Raw genomic sequence first — 23,146 nt, 5'->3', positions numbered from 1 at the left:
GGGAAAGGTGCTGTTTTTTTGCATGGTTTGGGAGGGGAGGATGCATCCTGTTATTGACCGGGTTAGCGCAGATAGAAAAATCACCCATTGAAAAAAGATTAAAAAACGAATAATATTGTTGTTGTGATGTTTAATATTCGTGTTTCGGAGGAGCTCATTCATGTTTAATATCAAAAAAGCTGGCTCGACTGTACGAAATGAAATCGTCGCCGGTCTGACGACGTTTTTCACGATGTCATATATTATTGTGGTCAACCCGATCATTTTGAAAGATGCCGGTGTTCCGTTTGAAATGAGCTTTATGGCCACTGTGATCGCAACGATTGTCGGCACCCTGATCATGGGATTGTTCGCTAATTATCCGATTGCGATTGCGCCGGCGATGGGGTTGAATGCTTATTTTGCCTATTCTGTGGTGCAGGGGCACAAGGGATTGGGGTATGAGGCAGCGTTTGCCGCCGTTTTCGTCGCGGGAGTGTTGTTTGTTCTGCTCTCCTTGACTCCTCTGCGAACCAAACTGATCGAAGTGATTCCCGGCAATTTGAAAAGCGCCATCACCGCCGGAATCGGTTTGTTCATCGCGTTCATCGGATTGCGCATGTCAGGGTTGGTGGTAGATCATCCGAGCAACTTGGTTGCACTTGGCGATCTGCACTCCCCTTCGGTGATCCTCACCTTGGTCGGTTTGGCGATTACCTTGGTCTGCCTAGCACTAAACATCAATGGCGCCCTGTTCATCGGGATGTTGGGTACGGGGATTATCGCTGCCTTGATGGGGAAATTGTCATTTGACAAGGGAATCGTGGCTTTGCCTCGCTTTCCCGAACAGTTGGCGGTCTCCAATCCGGTCACCGCTGTGCAGGATGTGATTGATTTCGGCTTGTACGCAGTCGTATTTTCCTTTTTGCTGGTGACGCTGTTTGACACCACCGGCACCGTGTTGGGAGTGGCGAAACAAGCGAAGCTGATGGATGGGGATCACCTGCCGCGCGGGGAGCGGACCATCCTGGCCGATTCACTGGCAACTCTCATCGGTTCGATTTTTGGAACGAGTCCAACTTCCGCTTACATTGAATCGGCATCGGGTGTAGCGACAGGAGGACGGACGGGATTGACGGCGGTTGTGGTGGCTCTACTGTTTGCGGTGTCCGCTTTCTTCAGCCCGTTGATCGGCGCCGTGTCAGGGCTGTCGGCGATCACCGCACCCGCGCTGATCGTGGTCGGCTCACTGATGATGGGGCATGTGGCCCATATCAAGTGGGATCGCATTGATGAAGCGTTTCCTGCTTTTCTGGTGATTCTGAGCATGCCGCTGACCTCCAGCATTGCTACCGGGATCGCGCTGGGCTTTGTCTCCTATCCGTTGATGAAGCTGTGCAAAGGAGAAGGCAAGCAGGTTCATCCACTGGTTTATGTGTTTGCTGTGTTGTTCTTGTTCCAATTGGTTTACTTGCCACACTGATTGAAACATGTGTACCGGCCTTTTCCCGGCTGTTCGGCTACGGGAAAAGGCTTTTTTGCGCTCATGATAACGGGGAGCTAGCAGTTCAGCGGGGGAAATCGACACAGGATTGTTCGATCTGAATGTGAAGTCGGGGCGGAAGTTGGGTAAACTAAAATCATAATGGATGCATCCGTGAAAGCATACAGGGGGGTGGCAGTGAAATGAAACGCGCTCGCCTGATTTATAATCCAACTGCGGGTCGGGAATTGGTCGTTAAGCAATTGCCACAGCTGCTGACCAAATTAGAACAAGCCGGGTTTGAAACCTCTTGCTATGCAACGACCGAACGTTGGACGGCAGCGGAGGAAGCGCGCCAGGCGGCGGAACGCCAGTTTGATGTCGTGATCGCTGCGGGAGGGGACGGCACGATTCATGAAGTGGTCAATGGCTTGGCCGGATACGAGCATCCACCCAAATTGGGCATCTTGCCAGCGGGAACGACCAACGATTTGGCGCGGGCGTTGCGGTTGCCACGGGACATTCTGGCGGCATGCGATGTCATCACTGGGAGCCGAACCACCTTGGTTGATGTGGGCAAATTCGGTGAGCGTTATTTCATCAACGTGGCCGCTGCGGGAAGAATCACCGAAGTCACTTATGAAGCACCCAGCCGCCTTAAGACCATGATGGGCCCTTTCGCTTATTATGCGAAAGCGATTGAGAAGCTGGGAACCTTGCATAAGCCATTTCCGTTACGTTTGCAGACACCGCGCGGGGAGTGGGAAGCGGAAGTTCTGCTCTTTATTATTGCCAACAGCGTGTCGGTAGGCGGTTTTGAACGGTTGGCGCCCACGGCCGATATCAGTGATGGCCTGTTTGATGTATTGGTGGTGCCCAAAACCAACATGGCCGATCTCCTGCAATTGGCCACATTGGCCATGAAGGGGGAACATGTGCATGATTCGCGGGTGGTTTATTTCCAGACGGAACAAATCGACGTAGATACGCCTGAAACATTGAAGCTGAATTTGGATGGGGAACATGGCGGCGAATTGGTGGGAAGGTTTGAGATTGTGCCGCACCGTCTCGAGATTTTTTGCCCTTAGCGTTCATCATACAGCGGTGGACGTTTTTTTCATGAATGGATAAAAGCCGCTCGCCCCACCAAGCCTTGTAGTGGGCGGAACAGCATGGGAGATTATGATAGCTAATGGAGGAATGACTGTTGGTTGTGCAGCCAGGACAATTGATTGAGTTAGAGGTGACGGGACAGGCCCATGATGGAGCGGGTGTGGGCAAATATGAGGGATTCGCCGTTTTTGTCCCTTTGACTGTGCCCGGCGAAACTGTGCGGGTGCGGATCGAGTCCGTCAAAAAAAATTACGCGCGCGGCAAGCTGTTGGAGCTGGTGCAAGCTCATCCCGACCGGACCGAACCGATTTGCCCCGTCTATGAGGCTTGCGGTGGCTGCCAGTCCCAGCACCTTTCCTATGAAGCGCAGTTGAAGCACAAACGGCAACAGGTGGCTGATCATTTCAAGCGGATCGGCGGGATGGATGATGTGCTGATCCATCCGGTGTTGGGAATGAGTGATCCGTGGCGTTATCGCAATAAAGCGCAAGTGCCATTTGGACGGCGGCAGGGGAAAGTAGTCGCCGGCTTTTACGCGCCGGGGTCTCATGACATCATTGACATGGAATCGTGCGTGATCCAGCACGAATTAAATGATGCGGCCATCAGCCTAGTCAGGGCGCAGGCCGAGGAGTTGGGCATCCCCATCTATAACGAGCAGAAGCATACGGGGGTACTGCGCCATGTCATGGTGCGAATCGGTTCCAACACCGGAGAAATGATGATTGTGCTAGTCACAAACGGAGAATCCCTTCCTAAGCGCAAGGAGTTGGCTAAACGGCTGGTGGCGGCGTTTCCACAGCTGACATCATTGGTTCAAAACATCAATAGCAAACGGACGAATGTGATCTTGGGCCCCAAAAACAAGCGATTGTGGGGAAAAGAAGTGATTCACGATACCATTGGCGATGTGAAATTCGCCATCTCTCCCCATTCTTTCTACCAAGTGAACACCAGCCAGACCAAAGTGCTGTACGATCAAGTTTTGCGCTATGCAGCCTTGACCGGAAACGAGACCGTCATCGACGCTTATTGTGGTATCGGCACCATCGCCCTGTACTTGGCTAAACACGCCAAACGGGTGTACGGCGTGGAAATCGTGCCTGAGGCGATTCGCGACGCCAAAGCCAACGCCCGATTGAACGGGATCACCCACGCTCATTTCGCCGTCGGGGCCGCGGAGCAAGTAATGCCCAAATGGTTGGAGGAAGGGATCAAACCGGATGTGGTCATTGTTGATCCACCGCGCAAAGGGTGTGACCCTGTGTTACTTAAGACGGTGGCCGACATGCGTCCGGAGCGGTTGGTTTATGTTTCCTGCAACTCCGCGACCCTGGCCCGAGACGCCAAGTTGCTCCTAGAACTGGGATATCGGGTGCAGGAGGTGCAACCGGTAGACATGTTTCCACAAACGGGCCATGTGGAGTGCTGTGCGCTGTTGGTGAGGGAGCCTCGCTCATGACCTGAGTGGACAGTATGTGAAAGAGAGGTTTTTTTGTTTCCGAGGTCTTTATTATTTTTGTATACTTAGTTACTATAATATAGTAAAATGAGTTCAACGAGTTATTTTTTAGGAAAGGTGGAAAGCGCTCATGACACAATCGACAGCGGCGTCGGCCATCGAAGTGATGCTAGCCCGCGGCAGTGTGCGCAAGTACCAAAAAGGAGTGGAAATGCCGCAAGCGGATCTGGAGGAAATCCTCACACTGGCGGCCAAAGCACCTTCATCCTGGAACTTGCAGCATTGGCGGTATCTCGTCATCTCTTCGCCTGAGCAAAAGCAAAAATTGTTACCGATCGCGTACAACCAAGAGCAAGTGGTTGACGCTTGCGTCACGGTAGCGGTGCTGGGGGATTTGGAAGCGAATAAAACGGGGCATCAGATCTATGGCGAAGCGTTGAAAGAAGGGCACATCACCCAACAAATCCACGACACCATGATTTCGCAAATCGATGGCGCGTATACCAACAACCCGCAATTTGCGCGCGATGAAGCGATAATGAATGCGTCGTTGTCGGCTATGCAACTGATGTTGGCAGCGAAAGCGAAGGGGTATGACACTTGCCCCATGGGCGGTTTTAACCGGCAAGCGCTGATCGAGGAGTTTAACATTCCCGCACGGTATGTACCTGTTATGTTGATATCTGTGGGCAAAGCCGAAGCTCCGGCCCGTCCGACCAACCGGTTGCCGCTCGATCAATTGGTGATTCAAGACCGTTTTTGACGCGATGGGTTTCTAAGGCGATGTTCCAAGTGGAATGTCGCCTTCCTTCATTTCCGAATCAGTCCGCTCGACGAAAAAAGAAAAAGATTGGGCGGGGAATGGTGTTTTGGTATAGTGTAAGACGGGAACAAATGGATAAGACGACGAGGAGTGGAGAATGGTGAGTCGTGAGGTGACATTGTGGTGTTAGTTTGCTTAGATCCGGGACACGGTGGTGCGGATTACGGAGCGGTTGGGAATAAGTTATCGGAAAAAGAGGTGTGCTTAAACATCGCCCGCCACATCCGCAAGCAACTGCTTCGCTATGATGGCCTTCAGGTGACGATGACGCGCTCGATGGATGTCACTACTAGTACAGAGGAGCGCATTCAGTGGGCCAATCAGTGCGGTGCGGATTTATTTTTAAGTATCCATACCAACGCTTCCCTTGATCCGAAAGCATCGGGCTTCGCTTCCTATGTCAGCGTGGTCGCCGGATGCGAAACGCGCCGGATCCAATGTTGGCTGCATAATCAAATCGCCTTATTCATGCGCAAGCACGGGGTGGCTGATCTGGGAAAGAAGAACGACACGGAGTGGATTGACGGACAGATGTTGGAGCTAAGACAAGTGAAGATGCCGGCGATTGCAGTCAAATCATTATTTATCACCCATGAAGAAGACAATCACCTGTTATCCCATGAATCATTTATAGAAGAGTACGCCAAGTGCATCGCTGACGGCATTGCCCGCATTTATAAATGCAGACGGAAAGAAGAGGCGAGTGTTTAGTGATTTTTCAGCTAAAGAATTGAAATAGACTGCTAACCTGCATCAGGGTAGCAGTCTTTTTGTTGGGTTTATTCTTCCCATACTTCTACGGTTTTCATCTTTTCGCCTTGTTTCATGCTTGTCACGTATTCCATGCCGGATGTCACTTGACCAAACACCGTGTGGACCCCGTCCAAATGCGGCTGGGGCTCATGCACGATGAAGAATTGGCAGGAACCTGTGTCTGGGCCGCGATGGGCCATGGATAAAGCACCTGGGACATGGCGGTGTGGGTTGTTTTTCGTTTCGCAAGGAATGGTGTATCCTGCGTCTCCCGTGCCGATGCCATGGGGGCAACCGCCTTGGCTGACGAAGCCGGGGATGACCCGGTGGAAGGTGAGTCCGTTGTAAAATCCTTCATTCGCTAATTTTTGGAAGTTCTTCACGGTGTTAGGTGCAGCTTCGGGGAAAAAGTCAATCAGGATTTGGCCCCCGTTTTCCAGTTCGATACGGCCTTTGATCGCCATGTAAAACTCTCCTCTCTTCGCAATACGTTTCTCATTCTACCTTACCTGTTTCTCGGATTCAAATGTCTTCACACAGGGGCGACCGATGGAATGGTACTCCAACGGGCAAGAGCCGGCTAACATCTTGATTTCTTGGATGGAGAATAGGTTGCACCCATCAAATAGGAGCGGTTCGTTGGGCAATTCACACATACGTTTCCAATTAATTGCGCGAAAATCGGGCCAGTCCGTCAGAATGACTATGGCATCGGCCCCTTGCATGCAGGTGTATGGATCAGAAAATAGCTCCACTTGAGGATAAGGGAACGCCTTCACCAATGGGTCGTGCGCAACGATGCGGGCCCCCTTGGCCAAGGCGATCTCGGTGAACCGAAGGGAGGGGGCTTCTCGGATATCGTCGGTTCCCGGTTTGCAGGAGAGTCCGAACAAGGCGATGCGTTTATCGGCTAGCGCGTCCAGCCGTTGTTCGATTCTTTCCACGAAGCGTGTCATTTGCCAAGCGTTGACTTGGTCAGCCGCTTCCAATAGCGGCAAGGGAACTCCCTCCGCCCTGGCCGTTTGGATCAGTGTGTGGATGTCTTTCGGGATGCATGAACCGCCATAGCCGATACCTGCTTTGAGAAAATGCGGGGCGATGTGGGGATCATTGCCAATGCTTTGCGCGATATCAGCGACATCTGCGCCAAACGTCTCGCAGAGTTGGCTAAACATGTTGATATAGGAAATCTTCATCGCCAAAAAAGCGTTGGCCGCATAATTGATAAGTTCGGCGCTGGTACGCCGACAAAATTGAATGGGTGTTTGATTGAAATGATACAGTTCGTTGATCAAAGGGATGGTTGATTCATTTTCGTAGCCGACAACGATGCGGTCGGGGGAAAGGAAATCGTCCACCGCCCGCCCTTGCTGCAAAAAATCTGGATTGTGGACCACATCGAGAAATTGGATGTGATGGTTATTGGACAGCCGTTCGGCGAAGGCATCGGTTGTCCCGACCGGAACGGTGCTTTTGATGATGACCAGCTGCCCCGCTTGCCCGTAAATGGCTAGCTGGTCGCATATTTCCCACACTTGGCTGAGGTCGGGCGAGCCGTCTGGCAGGGAGGGCGTTTCCACCGTCACAAACAGGACGGTTGATTCTTTGATGGCATGCGCGATATCCGTCGTGAAGCGGATCGCGCTGCCGGACTGCGCTTGGCGCAACAGCTCCGCAAGCCCTGTTTCGTAAATGGGCGGTTTTCCGTTTTGCAACTGGTCGATGGTGGCTTGCGCGACGTCCACGCCGATGACGCGGTGCCCTTGAGTGGCTAGGCAAACCGCAGTCACCAATCCGACATAGCCTAATCCGATAACTCCGATGTTCATGTTTCTGCCTCCCTTGCAAGTTGAGCCGTTCTTTTCAAACATGGTTCCATCAACCCGGCGACACCCCGTCCGATACGCGGATGGCGCCGCACGAACATTCAGTTGGGTTGGCTATTTAAAGGCCGAGCGGCGTGACCCCATCATATCGCGTGACAAAAAAGTAATAGCCCACAATGGATTCCGCGGCGCCCCCTCTCAGGCATCCGTCAACGGTACTCTTTTCATCGAAAAGGGTGAAAGATCGCAATCCAGCAATCAGGATACAGAAAAAAAGGAAAACTCGTGAAAGAGCGACTTGATCGACGACATACTCGCCTTCATTGGCGTCGGGAGCGAGGAGCTGGATGTTGCCCCTTTGGCCGTGAAGGTGTTGGACGAGGCGGCACAAGCCTTTCATCGCCATTGGAAGCAAAAATTCCCTATATTTTATATTAGGTGGCCATTGTAAAAAATGGGTTGAGGAAGGATGAAAGGTTGATTTGATTTATTTATGCCGAAACCGGCGAAGCCTGGCCGCTCCACACGGATGAGCGCCTGCTGCTTCCCGTCTTAGCTGACGCAGTGGATTACTTGAACTTCTCCAGCTCTCATGTTTCAACTTGATACACAGACAATCACCTCGTTTCGTCAGTGGAAACTCTTTCCTCTATTGTACCAATTGTGCATCTCGGTGCGCATCTTTCGCACGCGAATAATTTTTCCGCCGCCGACGTCGAGCAAATCAGAGGCGTCGGGGATGATCGCAAAAGACGTGCCAAAAACAAGTAGTTCTTGTATACTGTAAATGGACACAGACAGAAAGCGCTTACTCTTATGAATAGTGGGGCTTCCGCCAACTGCTCCCACCCGCGCGTGGTAAGCTCAGCATGCGGAGGGATCAGGGCATTTGGTTGAAAGGGAATAGGACAAAAATCTTTTCACACATGAAAGAATGTGTTACTTTAAAGAGTAAAAGCTATAAGCCCTCGCCATGAGGAGGAAAAAGGATGCAACTCAACAAGTTGAATAAAAAAGAAGTCGAGCAATTGTTCAATGCAGTACTTCAACTAGAGAATATGGAAGATTGCTATCGATTTTTCGAAGATCTCTGCACCGTGAATGAGATCAAATCCCTTGCGCAACGCTTGGAAGTGGCGCGCATGTTGGAAGAGGGTTACACCTACAACCAGATTGAGACGGAGACGGGAGCGAGCACGGCTACGATCTCCCGCGTCAAACGGTGTCTTCATTACGGCACGGATGGGTATAAGCTCGCTTTGGATCGCCTGTATAAAGATGAGGGCGACAAAGCCTGACGGCAGGTAAGAGGGCCGGTAACCCGAAGAGCGATCGTGGCAACAGCCGCTTTTTCGCCGACGTGACCGCGGGAGGCAAGCGCAAAAATCGGTTCCGGCCCTTTGTCACCAAATAGTCCCCGCTTATTCATATAGGCGGGGTTTTCTTTTGCCACAATACCCAGTGTATAATAATGCTTGTAGGTTTGGGGGCGAGATGAGAGATGACAATATTGAGAGAGCGGGCCGCCAGGTGGCGGCATGTGTTTAAATTAGACCCGAACCGGACGATTTCCGATCTGGCCCTCAAGCTGGTGTGCAATGCGGGGACGGATGCGATTATCGTCGGCGGAACGGATGGTATTACGTTTAAAAACACAAGGGATTTGCTCCATCGTGTCCGTGAATATGGAGTTTTGTGTGTGCAAGAGGTTTCGGAGATCAATGCGGTGGTACCGGGATTTGACGGATATTTGATTCCCACCGTTATCAATACGAAGGAAGCGCGCTGGATTCACGGTGCGCATGTGGATGCCTTGCGCAAGTACGGAGATCTGATCCCGTGGGACAAAGTGCTGTTATTGGGGTATACGGTGCTAAATCCAGAGGCCAAAGTGGCGCGCCTCACGCAGGCGGAGACGGCTTGCACGGAGGAGCAAATGGTCGCGTATGCGCGTTTGGTCGAACATTTGTTTTGCTGGCCGGTGCTGTACATCGAATACAGCGGACGATTTGGCGATATGGCGTTGGTGGATGCTGCACAACGTGTATGTAGGAAAAGCCGTATCTTTTACGGCGGTGGCATCACCACAAAGGAGCAAACGGTCGCAGCGGCTGAGCTTGCCGACACCGTCGTCGTCGGCAATTTGATCTACACCCATGCAGAACGGGCGGCTAAGACGGTCAAGTGGGTGAAAGAGACGGATAGAAAGGGTGATCAGCGTGTTAAAAACCGGTGAAGAACTTCTGCAGGGGCTGAATCCGATGCAGAAGCAGGCCGTGGAAACAACCGACGGGCCGGTTCAGATCATTGCGGGAGCGGGCAGTGGCAAGACCCGCGTGCTGACACATCGCGTGGCGTATTTGTTAGCGGAGAAAGGGATTCATCCCTGGAATGTGTTGGCGATCACATTTACGAATAAAGCGGCGCGGGAGATGAAGGAGCGCATTGGCCAGTTGGTGGGCCCGATGGCAGAAGAAATCTGGATCTCCACATTTCACTCCATGTGCGTCCGCATGTTGCGCAGAGACATCGACAGGCTGGGTTATTCCCGCAATTTCACCATCCTGGACACATCAGACCAGTTGACGGTGATCAAACAGGTGTTAAAAGAGCAAAACCTTGATCCCAAGAAGTTTGAGCCGCGCACTTTGCTGGGCAAGATCAGCCATGCCAAAAATATGTTGTACGAACCGGGTGACATGAAGGCGCATGCCCAGACGTTTATGGATGAAGTAGCGGCTGACGTGTATGAGAAATATCAAGACAAACTGCGCACCAACGAATCGCTCGATTTTGATGATTTGTTAATGGTGACGGTGAAGTTGTTGCGAACCCAACCCGAAGTGAAAGATTATTACCAGCGGAAGTTTCAATACATCCATGTTGATGAATACCAAGACACCAACCATGTGCAGTACATCCTTACCAAGATGCTGGCCGAAAAACATCAAAACCTTTGTGTTGTGGGCGATTCGGATCAGTCCATTTATCGGTTCCGCGGCGCGGATATCACCAATATCCTCAATTTTGAACGCGATTATCCCCAAGCGACCGTGATCAAATTGGAACAAAACTACCGCTCAACCAAGAAGATCTTGGCCGCCGCTAACCATGTGATTGCCCACAACACCGAGCGCAAGCCGAAAGAGTTGTGGACGGACAATGATGAGGGAGAAATGCTTCACCTGTTTGAGGCGGGGACGGAGCATGAGGAAGCGCACTATGTGGCCGAGCATATCTTACAGGGTCGCAAAGAAGGGCAACCTTATAAAAACTTCGCCGTTCTCTACCGCACCAACGCCCAGTCGCGGGTGTTGGAGGAAGTGATGATGAAGGCGAACATCCCCTATTCGATTGTCGGCGGAATCAAATTCTATGAGCGCAAAGAGATCAAAGACGTGCTCGCTTATCTACGCCTTATCGTCAATCCGCATGACGATCTGAGCTTGACGCGGATCATCAATGTGCCCAAGCGCGGCATCGGCGCAGCGACATTGGACAAGATTGCCAGTTATGCCCGTGAACACGGATTGTCGCTGTTTGGTGCTTTGTTGGAGATGGAGGAAATCGGCCTGACACAACGCACATTGAAGCCGCTCAGCGAATTTGTGGACTTGGTGCGCCACCTGCACGCCATGATCGAGTACTTGTCGGCGGTGGAGATCACGGAAGAGGTCTTGAAGCGTAGTGGTTATCGCGAGGAATTGAAACGGGAAAACAGCTTGGAAGCTGCCAGCCGGTTGGAGAATATCGACGAGTTCCTGTCGGTGGCCCAAGAATTTGAGAAGCACAATGAAGATAAGTCGCTGGTTGCATTTTTGACCGATTTGGCACTTATCTCCGATTTGGATGCATTGGGGGACGAGCAGGAAGAGGCGGACAAGGGGGATTCAGTGGTGCTGATGACCCTGCACAGTGCCAAGGGGTTGGAATTTCCCACCGTCTTCTTGGTAGGTATGGAAGAGGGGATTTTCCCTCATATGCGCTCGTTGGATGACGAAGACGAGATGGAAGAAGAACGCCGGCTCGCCTATGTAGGCATTACGCGCGCAGAGAAAGTGTTGCATCTGACGCGCGCCCGGACGCGAACCATCTATGGGCAAACCACCTCCTACTTACCTTCTCGTTTCTTGAAGGAGATTCCGGTGGAGTTGGTGGAAGAAGTTGGTGGCAGACAATCGGCCAGCAACGCCACCCCGCGCAGAGTCGTGCGGCCGACCCCAAATGTGGTGGCCGATTGGCGGGTGGGAGATAAAGCCGAACACGCCAAATGGGGCCTAGGAACAGTGGTAAAAGTGCAAGGGGAAGGCGAGGACTTGGAATTGAACATCGCTTTTCCGGCGCCGATCGGCGTGAAAAAACTGTTGGCCAAGTACGCCCCGATCAAAAAAGCGTAGGGTGTCATGCAGCCTGCGTTTACCCACTCACATGTAGTCCTTAAGTTTAGGAGGATGAAACGGATTGAATTTGGAACAAGCCCAAGCACGCGTACAAGCGTTACATGACATACTGAATGAACACAATTACCGGTATCATGTGTTGGACCAACCGACCATATCTGACGCGGAATACGATCAATTGCTACGGGAGTTGATTGAGTTAGAGCGCGAGTTTCCGGAGCTTTCCACCCCTGATTCGCCGACCCAGCGTGTAGGTGGGGAAATCTTGCCCCATTTTGAGAAGGTGGAGCACCTTTCTCCGATGCTCAGTCTGGGTAACGCCTTCAACGAACAAGACTTGCGGGAATTTGATGAGCGGGTGCGAAAGGCGGCCGGAGACAAGCCGGTGCGGTATGTATGCGAGTTGAAAATCGACGGTTTGGCCGTCTCCCTGCGATACGAGGATGGCCGGTTTGTGCTCGGCGCTACTCGCGGGGATGGAACGGTGGGGGAGGATATCACGCAAAACCTGAAAACGATCCGTTCGTTGCCGCTTAAGTTGCGCCAGCCGGTCAGCTTAGAAGTGCGCGGGGAAGCGTACATGCCGCGGGCCGCGTTTGCGCGTCTGAATAGCGTGCGGGAGGAGCGTGGGGAAGCCTTGTTTGCCAATCCGCGCAATGCCGCCGCTGGTTCCCTGCGGCAATTGGACCCCAAGCTGGCCGCAGAACGGACGTTGGACATCTTCTTATATGGGATTGGGCAGAACGAGGGACTCTCTTTCACGACCCATACCGAAGCATTGGCATTCCTGTCCGAACTCGGATTTAAAGTGAACCCCGAACGGCGGACGGTAGAAGGTGTCGAAGAGATGCTCCAGTACGTGCAAGAATGGCAGGAGCGCCGTCCTGACCTGGCGTATGATATCGATGGCATCGTGATCAAGGTGGACGATTTAGCGCTGCGGGAAGAAATGGGCTTCACTGCCAAAAGTCCGCGCTGGGCGATTGCCTACAAATTCCCCGCCGAAGAGGCAGTCACCCGGCTGGAGGAGATCGAGCTGAATGTGGGGCGCACCGGCGTCGTCACGCCCACCGCGGTGCTACAACCGGTTTCGCTGGCGGGAACGACGGTCAAACGGGCTTCGTTGCATAATGAAGACATCATTCGGGAAAAGGGTTTGATGTTGGGAGACCATGTGATAGTGAAAAAAGCGGGCGACATCATTCCGGAAGTGGTGGCCGTCCTCACCGACAAGCGGACAGGGGACGAACGGCCCTTTACCATGCCGACGCACTGCCCGGAATGCGAGAGCCGGCTGGTCCGCCTAGAGGGGGAAGTGGCCCTGCGCTGTATCAATCCCGCATGCCCGGCGCAAACACGGGAAGGGATCATTCATTTTGTGTCGCGCGGCGCGATGAACATCGAGGGTCTGGGCGAAAAAGTGGTGACCCAACTGTTTGAGCAGGGGTTGGTGCGCAGTGTGGCTGATCTATACTATCTGAAAAGCGAAGATCTGTTGCGTTTGGAGCGCATGGGCGAAAAATCGGTGGCCAATCTCCTGCGCGCCATCGAAGCGAGCAAGTCTAACTCGCTGGAGCGGCTGTTGTTTGGCTTGGGCATTCGCTTTGTGGGGGCCAAGGGCGCCAAGATCTTGGCGCAACATTACGGCTCCATGGAAGCGTTGCTTTCGGCGACGGAGGAAGAGTTGACCCAATTGGAAGAGATCGGTCCGAAGATGGCGGCTAGCATTACCACTTACATGAAGAAGCCGGAAGTGCGCGAGACGCTGCGTCGCTTGGCGGAAGCGGGCGTCAATATGCATTATACTGGCCCTGCACCTGTCCGAGCTGGGGATGGGGCGATGGAGAGCCCATTTGCGGGCAAGACCGTTGTCATCACCGGCACGTTGGAGCGCATGTCGCGCAAGGAAGCATCCGAATTACTGGAGTCGTTAGGCGCCCATGTGACTGGCAGTGTGAGCAAGAAAACTGACCTGCTTATCGCAGGCGAGAAGGCAGGCTCCAAATTGGATAAGGCGAATAAGTTGGGGATCACGGTCTGGGACGAAGAGACATTCTTAGCCCATTTGCCGAAGTAACGAGATGAACGGGGCGTGAGGCGGGTCTTCATGCCCCGTTTCATTTGACGGAGGAGAAACCATGCAGAAGAGATTGCGCAAGAAGTGGATATACATCAGCGTGGGGCTTGTCTTGTTGTTGCTGGGGCTGGTGGGATTATCATGGAAGCTCAATTTCAGCCCGGAAGTCGATGCGGCGATCATCTCCAGCCTGTTTTCGACATTATTGTTTTGCGGTACCATAGTAGTGAATACGGTGCTCACTTCGGAAGCGTTGAAGTTGGGGCCCAAAACGCAACTCTTGATGCAGGAGCGATTGGAGTTGTACAAGGAATTGAGCACCATCATGCATGATCTCAATCAGGCATTGCTTGCTTACTTTTTTCTCAAGAAGCAAGAGTATCGCTCGCAGATCATTGAGTCGCACTTTCGGTTGCGCACCTTTCGTCGCAAATCGATGTGGATTCTGCCAGAAGACATTTTGGCGACGCTGTCCAAAATCCAGAGCCTCTTCTCCGTTTCACAGACAGGAGGGATTTTGTTTAACCCGAAATGTTTGGAGACAAGAGAAGTGGCGATTCAATTTTCCAACTTGTATCAGTCTCTGGTCAACCAGATGCGGGATGAATTGGACATCCAGACGATCAGCGATGTGATTAACCATAAAGTTTACAAGTTGAACCAACCCGTGGAAGGCATCGATTCGGCAACCGTCGCGGTGGGGGGAAAAGGGATGGTTCGCAAATAATCTTTTCTGAGTTGTTTTAAATATGTGATGAGAAGTAAAAAAACGCGTTTGTTCGAAGAGCTTGACCGAAAAGAATGACGGAAAGGCCGGAGAGCGATGAACATGAGATGGATAGTGACCTGTTGCGCACTGCTGACAGTTTGCGTCATTGGCATGGCCGCGTATGAGGAGGGGGGATTCGCCCCTGACAAATGGGTGTCGTCCGCGTTGAAGGAGCCGACGCTTCAAGAGCTTTTGGAAGATGTAAACAAACGGCATAGTAACGAGGTGATCACCCTAGATCCTTATGCGAAAAAGATGGACGCCACCTTGAACCAGCCTGCGCACAATCGGATGCATGTGGACACGATGTTGCCTGTGGCGGGAAAAATCACCCAGTATCAACGTCTGTCCCAACCGTACGTATGGATTCACATTAAATACTTGGGCAAGGGAGGGAACCCCGACCTTCCCGATGAACAGGATGTTTACGCACCCGTCAAGCAGGGACGGTTTAATGAGAAGATTCGCCTGTTTCAAGGCAAAGGGGAATATCGGGTCACACTGAGATTGCCAAGTGAGGAACAGGAAGATACTTATTATTTGATGGCTTCGTTTATCGCCGCAAATCTGAACGATGATGTGGAGCGGGATGTGTCATACAGCGTCGCGGCCGCAAAAGCGAAGCTCAAACTGGATGAGCCGGTCATGGGATACAGCGAGAAGCGGAAAGCGATCTCCTTAAAAGGGCGTATCCGTCCCGACGTGCGTACCGTATTGGTGCAGTTGAAGCGGGGGGCACGGGAAACGCGCCGGGTCGTCTCTGTGGAAAAAGGGCAGTTTGAAGAACAAATCCCCCTGACTTACGGGCAAGGGGTTCATCAGCTAAAAATATTGGTGCCTGACAGCAAGCGGAAAGGAACCTATCTGGACGGGGCCACCTTGTATGTGAATCACCCGCTGGCGGAGGAGAAGGAACCCATACGCTTCACCAGGCTTTACGCTGAACGGGGGATTCACCTTACAGCACCGCTGGTGGGTGGCGAGCAGGCCGACCTGACTTACCGTATCGCGGGCCGCATCGATGAATCTGCACCTTTTGCCAAACAAACGACGCACATGATTGTCCGCATACAGAAAGGCAAGGACAAAGCGACCTATTTCCTGCCTGTGGGAGGTTATCAATTTGACAGCAAGATTTGGTTACGCTTTGGAGCGGGAGAATACAAAGTGACGTTGTACGCGCCGGAGATCACCTCACAAAACCGCGATTACTTCCGCTTTTTCACAGTGGCGACCTTTCGCGTGACCAGCCGGGCGCAAATGGATGGACGTGATCTTTTGCCGGGCCGCGGAATTCAATCAGATCATCCGCTGATCATCGATTTGGCCAAAGAAATCACCGCCGGCAAAGTGACCGACCGCGCGAAAGCCCGCGCCATCTACACCTATGTAGCCAAAAATATGACTTATGACATGGATAAGTTCCGGAATAACCGGTTCTCTTGGAACGACAGTGCGATTAAATCGTTGTCCACCCGCAAAGGAGTGTGCCAGGATTATGTGTTCTTGACTCTCGCTTTGCTACGAAGCTTAGACATTCCCAGCCGCTTTGTGGAAGGAGAAGCAGGAGGGCAACGCCATGCCTGGGTAGAAGCCAAGTTGAACGGACGTTGGGTGACGATGGACCCGACTTGGGGTTCCGGGCATATTACACCGGATGGCCGCTTTGTAAAAAGACTGGATATGCAGTACTTTGATCCGTTACCCGATGAATTTAAACGGACACACAAGCGGACCGGCGTTTCCTACTAAACATTCTGATCCCCTGCGCACGTTGATGCACAGGGGATTTGTATTGCCGGTGTGATCCACTTTACTGGGGTTTGAGATCAAAAAAAGCGGGGAGAATGCTTTGCGTTCGCTTTCGAAACAGCATTCTCCCCGCTTTTTTCATTTCCCTAACCGAGCAACATCGTTTCAAGCTCCCGCTGCAATGCCAACCATTCCTTCGTGCCGCGCCGTTCATAACGTGCCTGTCCGCGTGCGAAAGGCACCGGCACTTCCCGTATAACCTTCATCGGCGATGCACTTAACACCAAGATGCGGTCAGACAGCAGGATCGCTTCCTCAATGCTGTGCGTGATAAACAAAATGGTGCGCTTCTCTTGCTCCAAGAGACGTAAGAGCCAAGTTTGCATGCGGGTTCGCGTGAGTGCGTCCAAGGAGCCGAACGGTTCGTCCAGGCAAAGCAAGTCGCGGTTGCTTGCCAGCGCGCGGATGAAAGCCACCCGCTGCTGCATGCCCCCGCTTAGCTCGTGCGGATAGCGGTCGGCTACCTCGGCCAATCCAGCCCCCCGCAACAAATTTGTGAGTTGCGTCGGGTCCTTATGCCCGCTCAGTTCTTGGGCCAAGCGCACATTATCAAGAATCGTGCGCCATGGCATCAGCGAGGGCTGTTGTGGCATGTATGCCAAGTGGCCTCGCTCGCCGTTGATCCGTTGGCCGTCCAAGAGAATTTCTCCCGCTTGCGGGCAGTGCAGGCCTCCCAGCATATAAAACAACGTACTTTTGCCACTCCCGGAAGGGCCGATCAATGAGACGAACTCCCCTTGACGCACAACAAAATGAAGGTCGTCGATCACAGGCCGTTGTCCATAAGCGAAGGAAAGGCCATTTACTTCCAGCTTCATCGGGGTGCCCCTCCCTTCACTTGCGGGCGCCATCGAACCACCAGCCGCTCGATGAGACAGATGGCGGCGTACAGAAGCAAGCTCACTCCGGCGATGAAAAACATCGCCAAAAAGACCCGGTCCGTGCGGAAAGATGCGGAGGCGAGTTGCATCATGACGCCGAGCCCTTCTTTGGCTCCCAGCCATTCGGCGATCACGGCGCCCATCACGCTGTATGTGGCCGCCAGTTTTAGGCCGGAGAAAAAGGCAGGCAAGGCGGAAGGCCATTCCAGCTTGCTAAAGCGTTGCCAGCGTGTGGCTCCGGCCATTTCCATGTAGATGAGCAGGGTGTGGTCGGTCTGCCGGAACCCGTCCATGGTAGATACGGCGATCGGAAAGAAGCAAGCGATCGCTACCACCAAGATTTTGGGCATGGTGCCAAAGCCAAGCCACATGATCAAGAGCGGCGCCAGGGCGATCATCGGCACGTTTTGCGACAATACCACCAGCGGTTGGAACATGGCGCGCAACAAAGGCGACAGATGAAAGAGCGTGGCGAGGAGCAGTCCAGACACAAGACCAAAGCCCAGTCCGCTCAAGGCGATCCACACTGTCGCCCCAAGGTGCTCCAGCGTCCGATCCACAGATGCCGTCCAAGCCTCATATACAGCGGAGGGTGCCGGCAACAGCCACGCTTCCACTTGTTTGGTGCGCACGGTCAGTTCCCATCCGGCTAACAGCAACAAAATCATGCCGAATGGGGCCAACGCTTTACTGTTTTTCATCATATTTGCTAGTCAACCCGCGGATCGATGCGCCGGCGGGATTAAAGTAGATTTTCACCTGATGCAACACGCTGGGACAGCCCATTTCGATCATGGCCTCATTCATGCGCTCGATAATCGCCAATAGCTCAGGCAATTCCCCTTCCATCGTCGTTTCCAGCGGGCCAACGCGGTAAGTCACCCCCGCTTGCTGAATGATTTCGATCGCTCTGTCTACATAGGGGATGACGCTCTCCCCATTTGGGGTGTGCGGCAGAATCTGCACGCTGACTAGCGCTTGTGCCATTTTCATTTACCCCCCTCAGGTAGAAAGGCATTGGTAAACGCTTGCTCAGGTTGAAACGTGCCTTCCAGCAAGCCGTGTTGTTTCATCCATTCGGCGTAACCAGCCCACACTTCTTTCTTTTGCACGCCCCAAGCGGGAGCATCTCCTTGGTAGCGCGGGCTTAACCAGGCTTGGCTCTTCTGCACCAGTTTCGGGTCGAGGTCAGGCTCCGCCCGGCTCAGGATGTCGGCGGCTTCCTGCGGCTGTTTGATCGCAAATTGGTATCCTTGGCTGACTGCTTTCATGAATGCTTTCACGGTTGCGGGATCCTGTTTGATCTTCTGCTCGTTGGTGATGAGGACAGGAGTGTAATAATCTAGTTCTTTTGCATAATCAGTGAGATAGATCATGTTCAGCTTTTGACCCTTCAACTCTGCTTCGATGCCGGTCCATCCATAATAAATCCACATGAAGTCCACATTTCGTTTTACCGCGGTGAAGAAGTCCGTGTTTCCGGTGTTGATGATATTCACTTTGTTCACATCGGCCTGTTCCCGTTGCATCAATGAAGCAAGCATCTGCTTTTCCACCGGCGAGCCAAATCCGCCGTAGGTCTTGCCTTCAAAATCCTTCGGTTTTTGGATGTTTTCGGAAACAGGAGACGCAAACCCAGACGTATTGTGCTGGATCACTGCGGCGATTGAAACAATCGGTACCTTTTGCACGCGGGCTTGTGTGACGGCTTCTTGGTAGCTCACACCGAAATCAGCTTTGCCGCCGGCCACCATTTGCTCCGCTCCGCTTTCACCTGGTTGGATGATGTCCACATCCAATCCGGCTTGTTTGAAATACCCTTTCTCTTTGGCCACATAAAGGCCGGTGTGGTTGGTGTTGGGAGTCCAATCAAGGACCAAGGTGATCTTCTTTCCTGTGTTTTGCCCATCTGTCGTTCCGGACGATGCGGGGTTGCCGCAAGCCACGGCGGACAGGCAGAGAGCAATGGTAAGTCCGATCTTCCACCATTGTTTCTTCATTAACAACCGCTCCTTTTCTTTTCACCAGGCTCCCTGATGTGCCCATGGAGGTGGTAATAGCGTTTTCATGCTTTGGCCAGCGCAACGGGTGGGTGCCTTAGCCGAACATGCACAGCGAGCAAGGTCGACTTTCGGTCAACAGATTGGCCAACTGCACGTAACAAAAAAACGCCCCCTGACCGGGAGGCGTTGGTTTAGCCAGACAGATATGTCCATCACCATCCAAATCCCTACGCCGGCATTACCCGGATCAGGTGAAAGGGTCTGTGTGTCGGCACACACTCTCAGCCGGCCATTATCCAGCTCCCCCATGGGTTTGTATGTTGTTTCGGGCTCATTATACGGAAACTCTTCCTGCTTGTCCATAGGGATTTATGTGCAGAGACAAGAAGCGGTGCGTTTCGTTTCCGAGGTGAGCGTGATATACTACATCCATCAGCCAGCCTCCCCAAGGAGGCCGCGTATCACCGCCAGCCGCTTGAGGAGCGATCGACTCATACTCTGAGATGAAGGATTGAATCGGTTCATGGAACAAGAAAACAAGGCTTCATTTACACACACTGTCACTTCCGAGGAAGACGGCCTGATGCTTCATCAAGTGTTGCGCCGCCAATACCGCTTTTCCAGGCGCTTTATGACGCGGATGAAGATGAACCGCCTGGTGACGGTAAATGGGGAGTTCATCTATTTTACGGCTCGGGTTAAGGCCGGCGATCAGATCGTGATTCGCATGCAAACGGAAGAGACGGATCATATCCCGCCTCAGCCCGTCGATTTCACCGTTGTTTACGAAGATGAGGATCTCATCGTCATTGACAAGCCGCCTGGCTTGGTGGTTCATCCGACCAGGGGTTATCCTGACGGAACCTTGGCCAACGGCTTGATGCAGTATTGGTCTGAGCGAGGGGAGAAACACCGCATGCGCCCGGTCACCCGGCTGGACCGAGACACTTCTGGCTTGCTGGTCGTCGGTAAACATGCCTATGCCCATGCCTTTTTGGCCGAGCAGATGGCGGAGAAACGGTATGAGCGTGTTTATCTGGCTTGCACGCATCACCGCTTCGCCAGTGACCGAGGCACGATTGACAAAGCGATTTATATCGATCCTGAACAGAAAATCAGCCGTACTGTCAGCGAGTCTGGTGAAGGGTATCCGGCGGTGACCCATTTTGAAGTGGTGGAGCGGATGACTACGGCCACCTTGGTGCGGCTCTCACTGGAAACGGGTCGGACGCACCAGATCCGCTTGCATCTCGCTTCTATCGGCCATCCGATCATCGGTGATGACGTATATGGCACGGGTGGGGATCAAGATTTGATCGCCCGACAAGCTCTGCATGCCACTTACTTGAAATTGTTTCACCCTCGTCGGAAAGAATGGATGGCTTGGGAATCTCCATTGCCTGCCGATATGCAACAACTCGTGGAGCGGTTACGGCAAACGGATTGCAGAAGTTGAGGAGTGTGGGGATTCTAACACGGTTCTCCTATGTGTTCAGCATGACGAGGTATTTATTAAAAAAAGTGAGTTTATGTATTCTGCCCAGCCAACCTGACAAAGGTAAAGGTAATGTGAGCGCCAGTCTGACACGCCCATCTGGGGTGGTCAGGCTTTTTTAGTTTATTCGTTCCGAATAAATTGATTATTTAAATTAATTAACGAATATTTTATGTAATCTTTATAGAACTAATGTTTTTAATATTATACAATTGGATTGGATGCGCTTATCTCAGCAACGTTTTTGCTCTAAAGCAAGAAATCATTGTTGTTTTACCTTTGTTACAAGCAGGGTTGCTTGAAAATTTATGGAAATTTTCACAAAAGCGACAAAGGGATAAGCGGATGCCGTTTTCATTAAAAATGGAGGGATGTTACATGCAAAAGCGCCGGCAAGTGTGGTTGATGTTGCTGGTCAGTGTGTTGCTGATCATGCCATACCAAACGGTTGGAGCTACCGGGAAAATTCCTGATCCGCAACCGATGGGGCAAGTCTCCTTCGACGGGGCACAAATGGAAGCGCTACCAGCACCGGGCAACAGCACCACTCCTGGAACTTGGTTCATCGGGGCTACCCCGGCCAATGCTGACCTCAGCAAGCCACCGATCGTCTTTGTGCAAGGCTTGCACAGCAGGGCGCAAAGCTGGTGGGAAGAAACCAACTACCACGGTGTGAATGATATGTATGAAACCGCATACAACAAAGGGTATCGGACGGCGTTCGTCCAGCTGTACGACGCACCCGGCGGTGATGCGGCCACTCCGATGGACAACGGGCGACTGCTCGCTGGAATGCTGGAGAAAATCTATAACCACTTCGGCCAAAAAGTGAATATTGTCGCCCACAGCAAGGGCGGCCCCGATTCTCAAGCCGCTTTGATCCATTATGGCGCTTACCGCTATGTTAACAAAGTAGTCACCTTGGGCTCGCCCCATGAAGGTTCTCATTTGGCCGACTTGGCGTACAGCAGCTGGGCCGGCTGGCTGGCTGCTTTGCTGGGCAAACAAGATCCGGGTACGTACTCCCTGCAAGTAGGGGAGATGGCCAAATACCGCGCACAGACGGATAACCACGCCAACGCTCGCCTGAACAAGTATTACACCGCTGCTGGAACCAGCTGGGGGCCGACTTTCTCCGCTTTGGCTTTGGGTGGAGCCTATCTGTCCCAATACGGGGAGAATGACGGGTTAGTCAACGTATGGAGCACCGACCTCCCTTATGGAACCCATCTATTTACTGCCTCTGACCTCGACCATGATGAGATTCGCATCGGCCGTGCCGTGTTTAGCAAGATTGAGTCTGTCTTGCGCACAGCGACAGCTACGTCCGCAACCGAGCCGAAAGCTAGCCAACCATCGGCGGCAGTAAACAGCGCCGACAAGCAAGAAACTTTTGTCCGTGGTGGCGCCTTGCCTATCAGTAAACAACTTGTTCAGCAAGTTCCCGTGGAACCGGGCGTGAAAGAAGCCATCTTCACGGTGCGCACCAAAGCAGCTGACACCCAGGTGACACTCGTTTCTCCTTCCGGCAAAGTGCTGAAGCCTGTGTTAAAAAGCAAGGATCAGGCGTTCTTCCGCGGTGCCACGGTCCAAGTGATCCGTGTCGCCAAGCCAGAAGCGGGCAATTGGCAGGTGAAGTTGCTTTCCAAACAGAAAGACGCGTATCTGCTGACAACCCATTTCATGGGCAAAGCTACCGTTGAACTGGATCTGCCTGCACTGAACAAACAGTCTTCGGCAGAATTGAAGCTGAAGGGCTTAGAGAGCGTGGACCTCGCCTCCTTGACTGGTAAGATCAAGGTTGTCGATCCCCAAGGACAAGTTAAGGAAATGGCGTTGAACAAAACCAAAAAAGCCGACGCCACCTTGACTGGTGCGGTGTCGGGATCGCAAGCTGGCGTGTATAACATCACCGTGGAATTGAGCGGGAAAACGAAAGACGGGCAACCGTATGCCCGCACTTTGGTCAAATCAGTATACATCGGTAAGTGAATGAAACAACCCCGGATCGCATTGATACGATCCGGGGTTGTTCTTGATTATGCGTTTGATGTTAACTGTTGCCAGTGTTTGGCTGTGCGGAAACCACTTCTAATATGAAAGAATACTACATAAATAATAGACATAGACCCCATGGCCGGTGAGCAAACGGGGAATTTAAAATGTGATCAATCATCGACAAGGTGTCGAAAAAGAATATAAAAAGGCAGAGTATGTCGAATGTATAGAAGGAGGCACATGAAGCAAACCAGACCAGCTCATCGCCACTG

At 52.5% G+C, this 23,146-nt stretch carries 20 protein-coding genes and 1 riboswitch; of the genes, 13 read left to right on the top strand and 7 right to left on the bottom strand.

Annotated elements, in window-relative coordinates; translation table 11 throughout:
- The first annotated feature begins 160 nt into the window (after positions 1-160).
- From CLV36_RS07830 to CLV36_RS07810, 5 genes are all read left to right on the top strand, one after another.
- Complete coding sequence (locus CLV36_RS07830; protein WP_106342277.1) at positions 161-1,462, top strand: NCS2 family permease; 1,302 nt, start codon at positions 161-163, stop codon at positions 1,460-1,462.
- A 203-nt stretch (positions 1,463-1,665) separates the two neighbouring features.
- Positions 1,666-2,550, top strand: coding sequence for a diacylglycerol kinase (locus CLV36_RS07825; RefSeq protein WP_106342276.1), 885 nt, complete (start codon positions 1,666-1,668; stop codon positions 2,548-2,550).
- A 125-nt stretch (positions 2,551-2,675) separates the two neighbouring features.
- Positions 2,676-4,037 carry a 23S rRNA (uracil(1939)-C(5))-methyltransferase RlmD gene (gene rlmD / locus CLV36_RS07820; RefSeq protein ID WP_342748009.1) on the top strand — a complete coding sequence of 454 codons (1,362 nt, stop codon included), beginning with the start codon at positions 2,676-2,678 and terminating at the stop codon, positions 4,035-4,037.
- Between the two features lie 130 nt (positions 4,038-4,167).
- Positions 4,168-4,800: a nitroreductase family protein gene (locus CLV36_RS07815; protein ID WP_106342274.1), complete on the top strand. Its 633-nt coding sequence runs from the start codon at positions 4,168-4,170 to the stop codon at positions 4,798-4,800.
- A 183-nt stretch (positions 4,801-4,983) separates the two neighbouring features.
- Complete coding sequence (locus CLV36_RS07810; protein ID WP_181352891.1) at positions 4,984-5,571, top strand: N-acetylmuramoyl-L-alanine amidase family protein; 588 nt, start codon at positions 4,984-4,986, stop codon at positions 5,569-5,571.
- 68 nt (positions 5,572-5,639) lie between these two features.
- On the opposite strand, the gene CLV36_RS07805 is transcribed toward CLV36_RS07810, so the two are convergent.
- From CLV36_RS07805 to CLV36_RS07795, 3 genes are all read right to left on the bottom strand, one after another.
- On the bottom strand, positions 5,640-6,077 hold the full coding sequence (locus tag CLV36_RS07805) for a peptidylprolyl isomerase (protein ID WP_022737042.1): 438 nt from the start codon (positions 6,075-6,077) through the stop codon (positions 5,640-5,642).
- Positions 6,078-6,113: 36 nt separating this feature from the next.
- On the bottom strand, positions 6,114-7,442 hold the full coding sequence (locus CLV36_RS07800; RefSeq protein ID WP_181352890.1) for a UDP-glucose dehydrogenase family protein: 1,329 nt from the start codon (positions 7,440-7,442) through the stop codon (positions 6,114-6,116).
- 115 nt (positions 7,443-7,557) lie between these two features.
- On the bottom strand, positions 7,558-7,845 hold the full coding sequence (locus tag CLV36_RS07795) for a hypothetical protein (protein ID WP_106342271.1): 288 nt from the start codon (positions 7,843-7,845) through the stop codon (positions 7,558-7,560).
- A 583-nt stretch (positions 7,846-8,428) separates the two neighbouring features.
- Here CLV36_RS07795 and CLV36_RS07790 point away from each other — a divergent pair.
- The 6 genes from CLV36_RS07790 to CLV36_RS07765 all read left to right on the top strand — a co-directional run bounded on the left by CLV36_RS07790 (position 8,429) and on the right by CLV36_RS07765 (position 16,437).
- Positions 8,429-8,737: a YerC/YecD family TrpR-related protein gene (locus CLV36_RS07790; RefSeq protein WP_102993293.1), complete on the top strand. Its 309-nt coding sequence runs from the start codon at positions 8,429-8,431 to the stop codon at positions 8,735-8,737.
- Positions 8,738-8,940: 203 nt separating this feature from the next.
- A complete protein-coding gene (gene pcrB, locus CLV36_RS07785; RefSeq protein ID WP_106342270.1) occupies positions 8,941-9,675 on the top strand; it encodes a heptaprenylglyceryl phosphate synthase in 735 nt (244 codons plus the stop codon).
- Positions 9,659-11,836, top strand: coding sequence for a DNA helicase PcrA (gene pcrA, locus CLV36_RS07780; RefSeq protein ID WP_281257244.1), 2,178 nt, complete (start codon positions 9,659-9,661; stop codon positions 11,834-11,836). The genes pcrB and pcrA overlap by 17 nt, the downstream gene beginning before the upstream one ends.
- 64 nt (positions 11,837-11,900) lie before the next feature.
- Positions 11,901-13,916 (top strand): NAD-dependent DNA ligase LigA, encoded by a 2,016-nt coding sequence (gene ligA, locus CLV36_RS07775; RefSeq protein ID WP_106342269.1) that lies wholly within the window; start codon positions 11,901-11,903, stop codon positions 13,914-13,916.
- 61 nt (positions 13,917-13,977) lie between these two features.
- On the top strand, positions 13,978-14,643 hold the full coding sequence (locus CLV36_RS07770) for a hypothetical protein (protein ID WP_106342268.1): 666 nt from the start codon (positions 13,978-13,980) through the stop codon (positions 14,641-14,643).
- A 102-nt stretch (positions 14,644-14,745) separates the two neighbouring features.
- Entirely contained in the window at positions 14,746-16,437 is a 1,692-nt protein-coding gene (locus tag CLV36_RS07765; RefSeq protein WP_181352888.1) for a transglutaminase domain-containing protein, read from the top strand.
- Between the two features lie 146 nt (positions 16,438-16,583).
- Here CLV36_RS07765 and CLV36_RS07760 read toward each other — a convergent pair whose 3' ends face one another.
- Genes CLV36_RS07760 through CLV36_RS07745 form a run of 4 tightly spaced genes read right to left on the bottom strand, consistent with a single transcriptional unit; the run spans position 16,584 to position 19,378 of the window.
- Positions 16,584-17,315 (bottom strand): ABC transporter ATP-binding protein, encoded by a 732-nt coding sequence (locus CLV36_RS07760; RefSeq protein ID WP_106342266.1) that lies wholly within the window; start codon positions 17,313-17,315, stop codon positions 16,584-16,586.
- On the bottom strand, positions 17,312-18,082 hold the full coding sequence (locus CLV36_RS07755; protein ID WP_106342265.1) for an ABC transporter permease: 771 nt from the start codon (positions 18,080-18,082) through the stop codon (positions 17,312-17,314). Before CLV36_RS07755 ends, CLV36_RS07760 begins: the two co-directional genes overlap by 4 nt.
- Positions 18,066-18,365: a thiamine-binding protein gene (locus CLV36_RS07750; protein WP_106342264.1), complete on the bottom strand. Its 300-nt coding sequence runs from the start codon at positions 18,363-18,365 to the stop codon at positions 18,066-18,068. Before CLV36_RS07750 ends, CLV36_RS07755 begins: the two co-directional genes overlap by 17 nt.
- 2 nt (positions 18,366-18,367) lie before the next feature.
- Entirely contained in the window at positions 18,368-19,378 is a 1,011-nt protein-coding gene (locus tag CLV36_RS07745; RefSeq protein ID WP_106342263.1) for an ABC transporter substrate-binding protein, read from the bottom strand.
- 210 nt (positions 19,379-19,588) lie between these two features.
- Positions 19,589-19,698, bottom strand: a riboswitch (TPP riboswitch).
- Positions 19,699-19,904: 206 nt separating this feature from the next.
- On the opposite strand from CLV36_RS07745, the gene CLV36_RS07740 reads away from it, so the two are divergent.
- Both CLV36_RS07740 and CLV36_RS07735 read left to right on the top strand, forming a co-directional pair.
- Positions 19,905-20,837 carry an RluA family pseudouridine synthase gene (locus tag CLV36_RS07740; protein ID WP_106342262.1) on the top strand — a complete coding sequence of 311 codons (933 nt, stop codon included), beginning with the start codon at positions 19,905-19,907 and terminating at the stop codon, positions 20,835-20,837.
- Between the two features lie 417 nt (positions 20,838-21,254).
- Entirely contained in the window at positions 21,255-22,868 is a 1,614-nt protein-coding gene (locus CLV36_RS07735) for an esterase/lipase family protein (RefSeq protein ID WP_106342261.1), read from the top strand.
- Positions 22,869-23,146: the final 278 nt, after the last annotated feature.

The organism is Laceyella sediminis, from assembly GCF_003003125.1.
GTDB classification, from domain to species: Bacteria; Bacillota; Bacilli; order Thermoactinomycetales; family Thermoactinomycetaceae; genus Laceyella; species Laceyella tengchongensis.
This window is presented reverse-complemented; position numbering and strand designations above follow the sequence as displayed.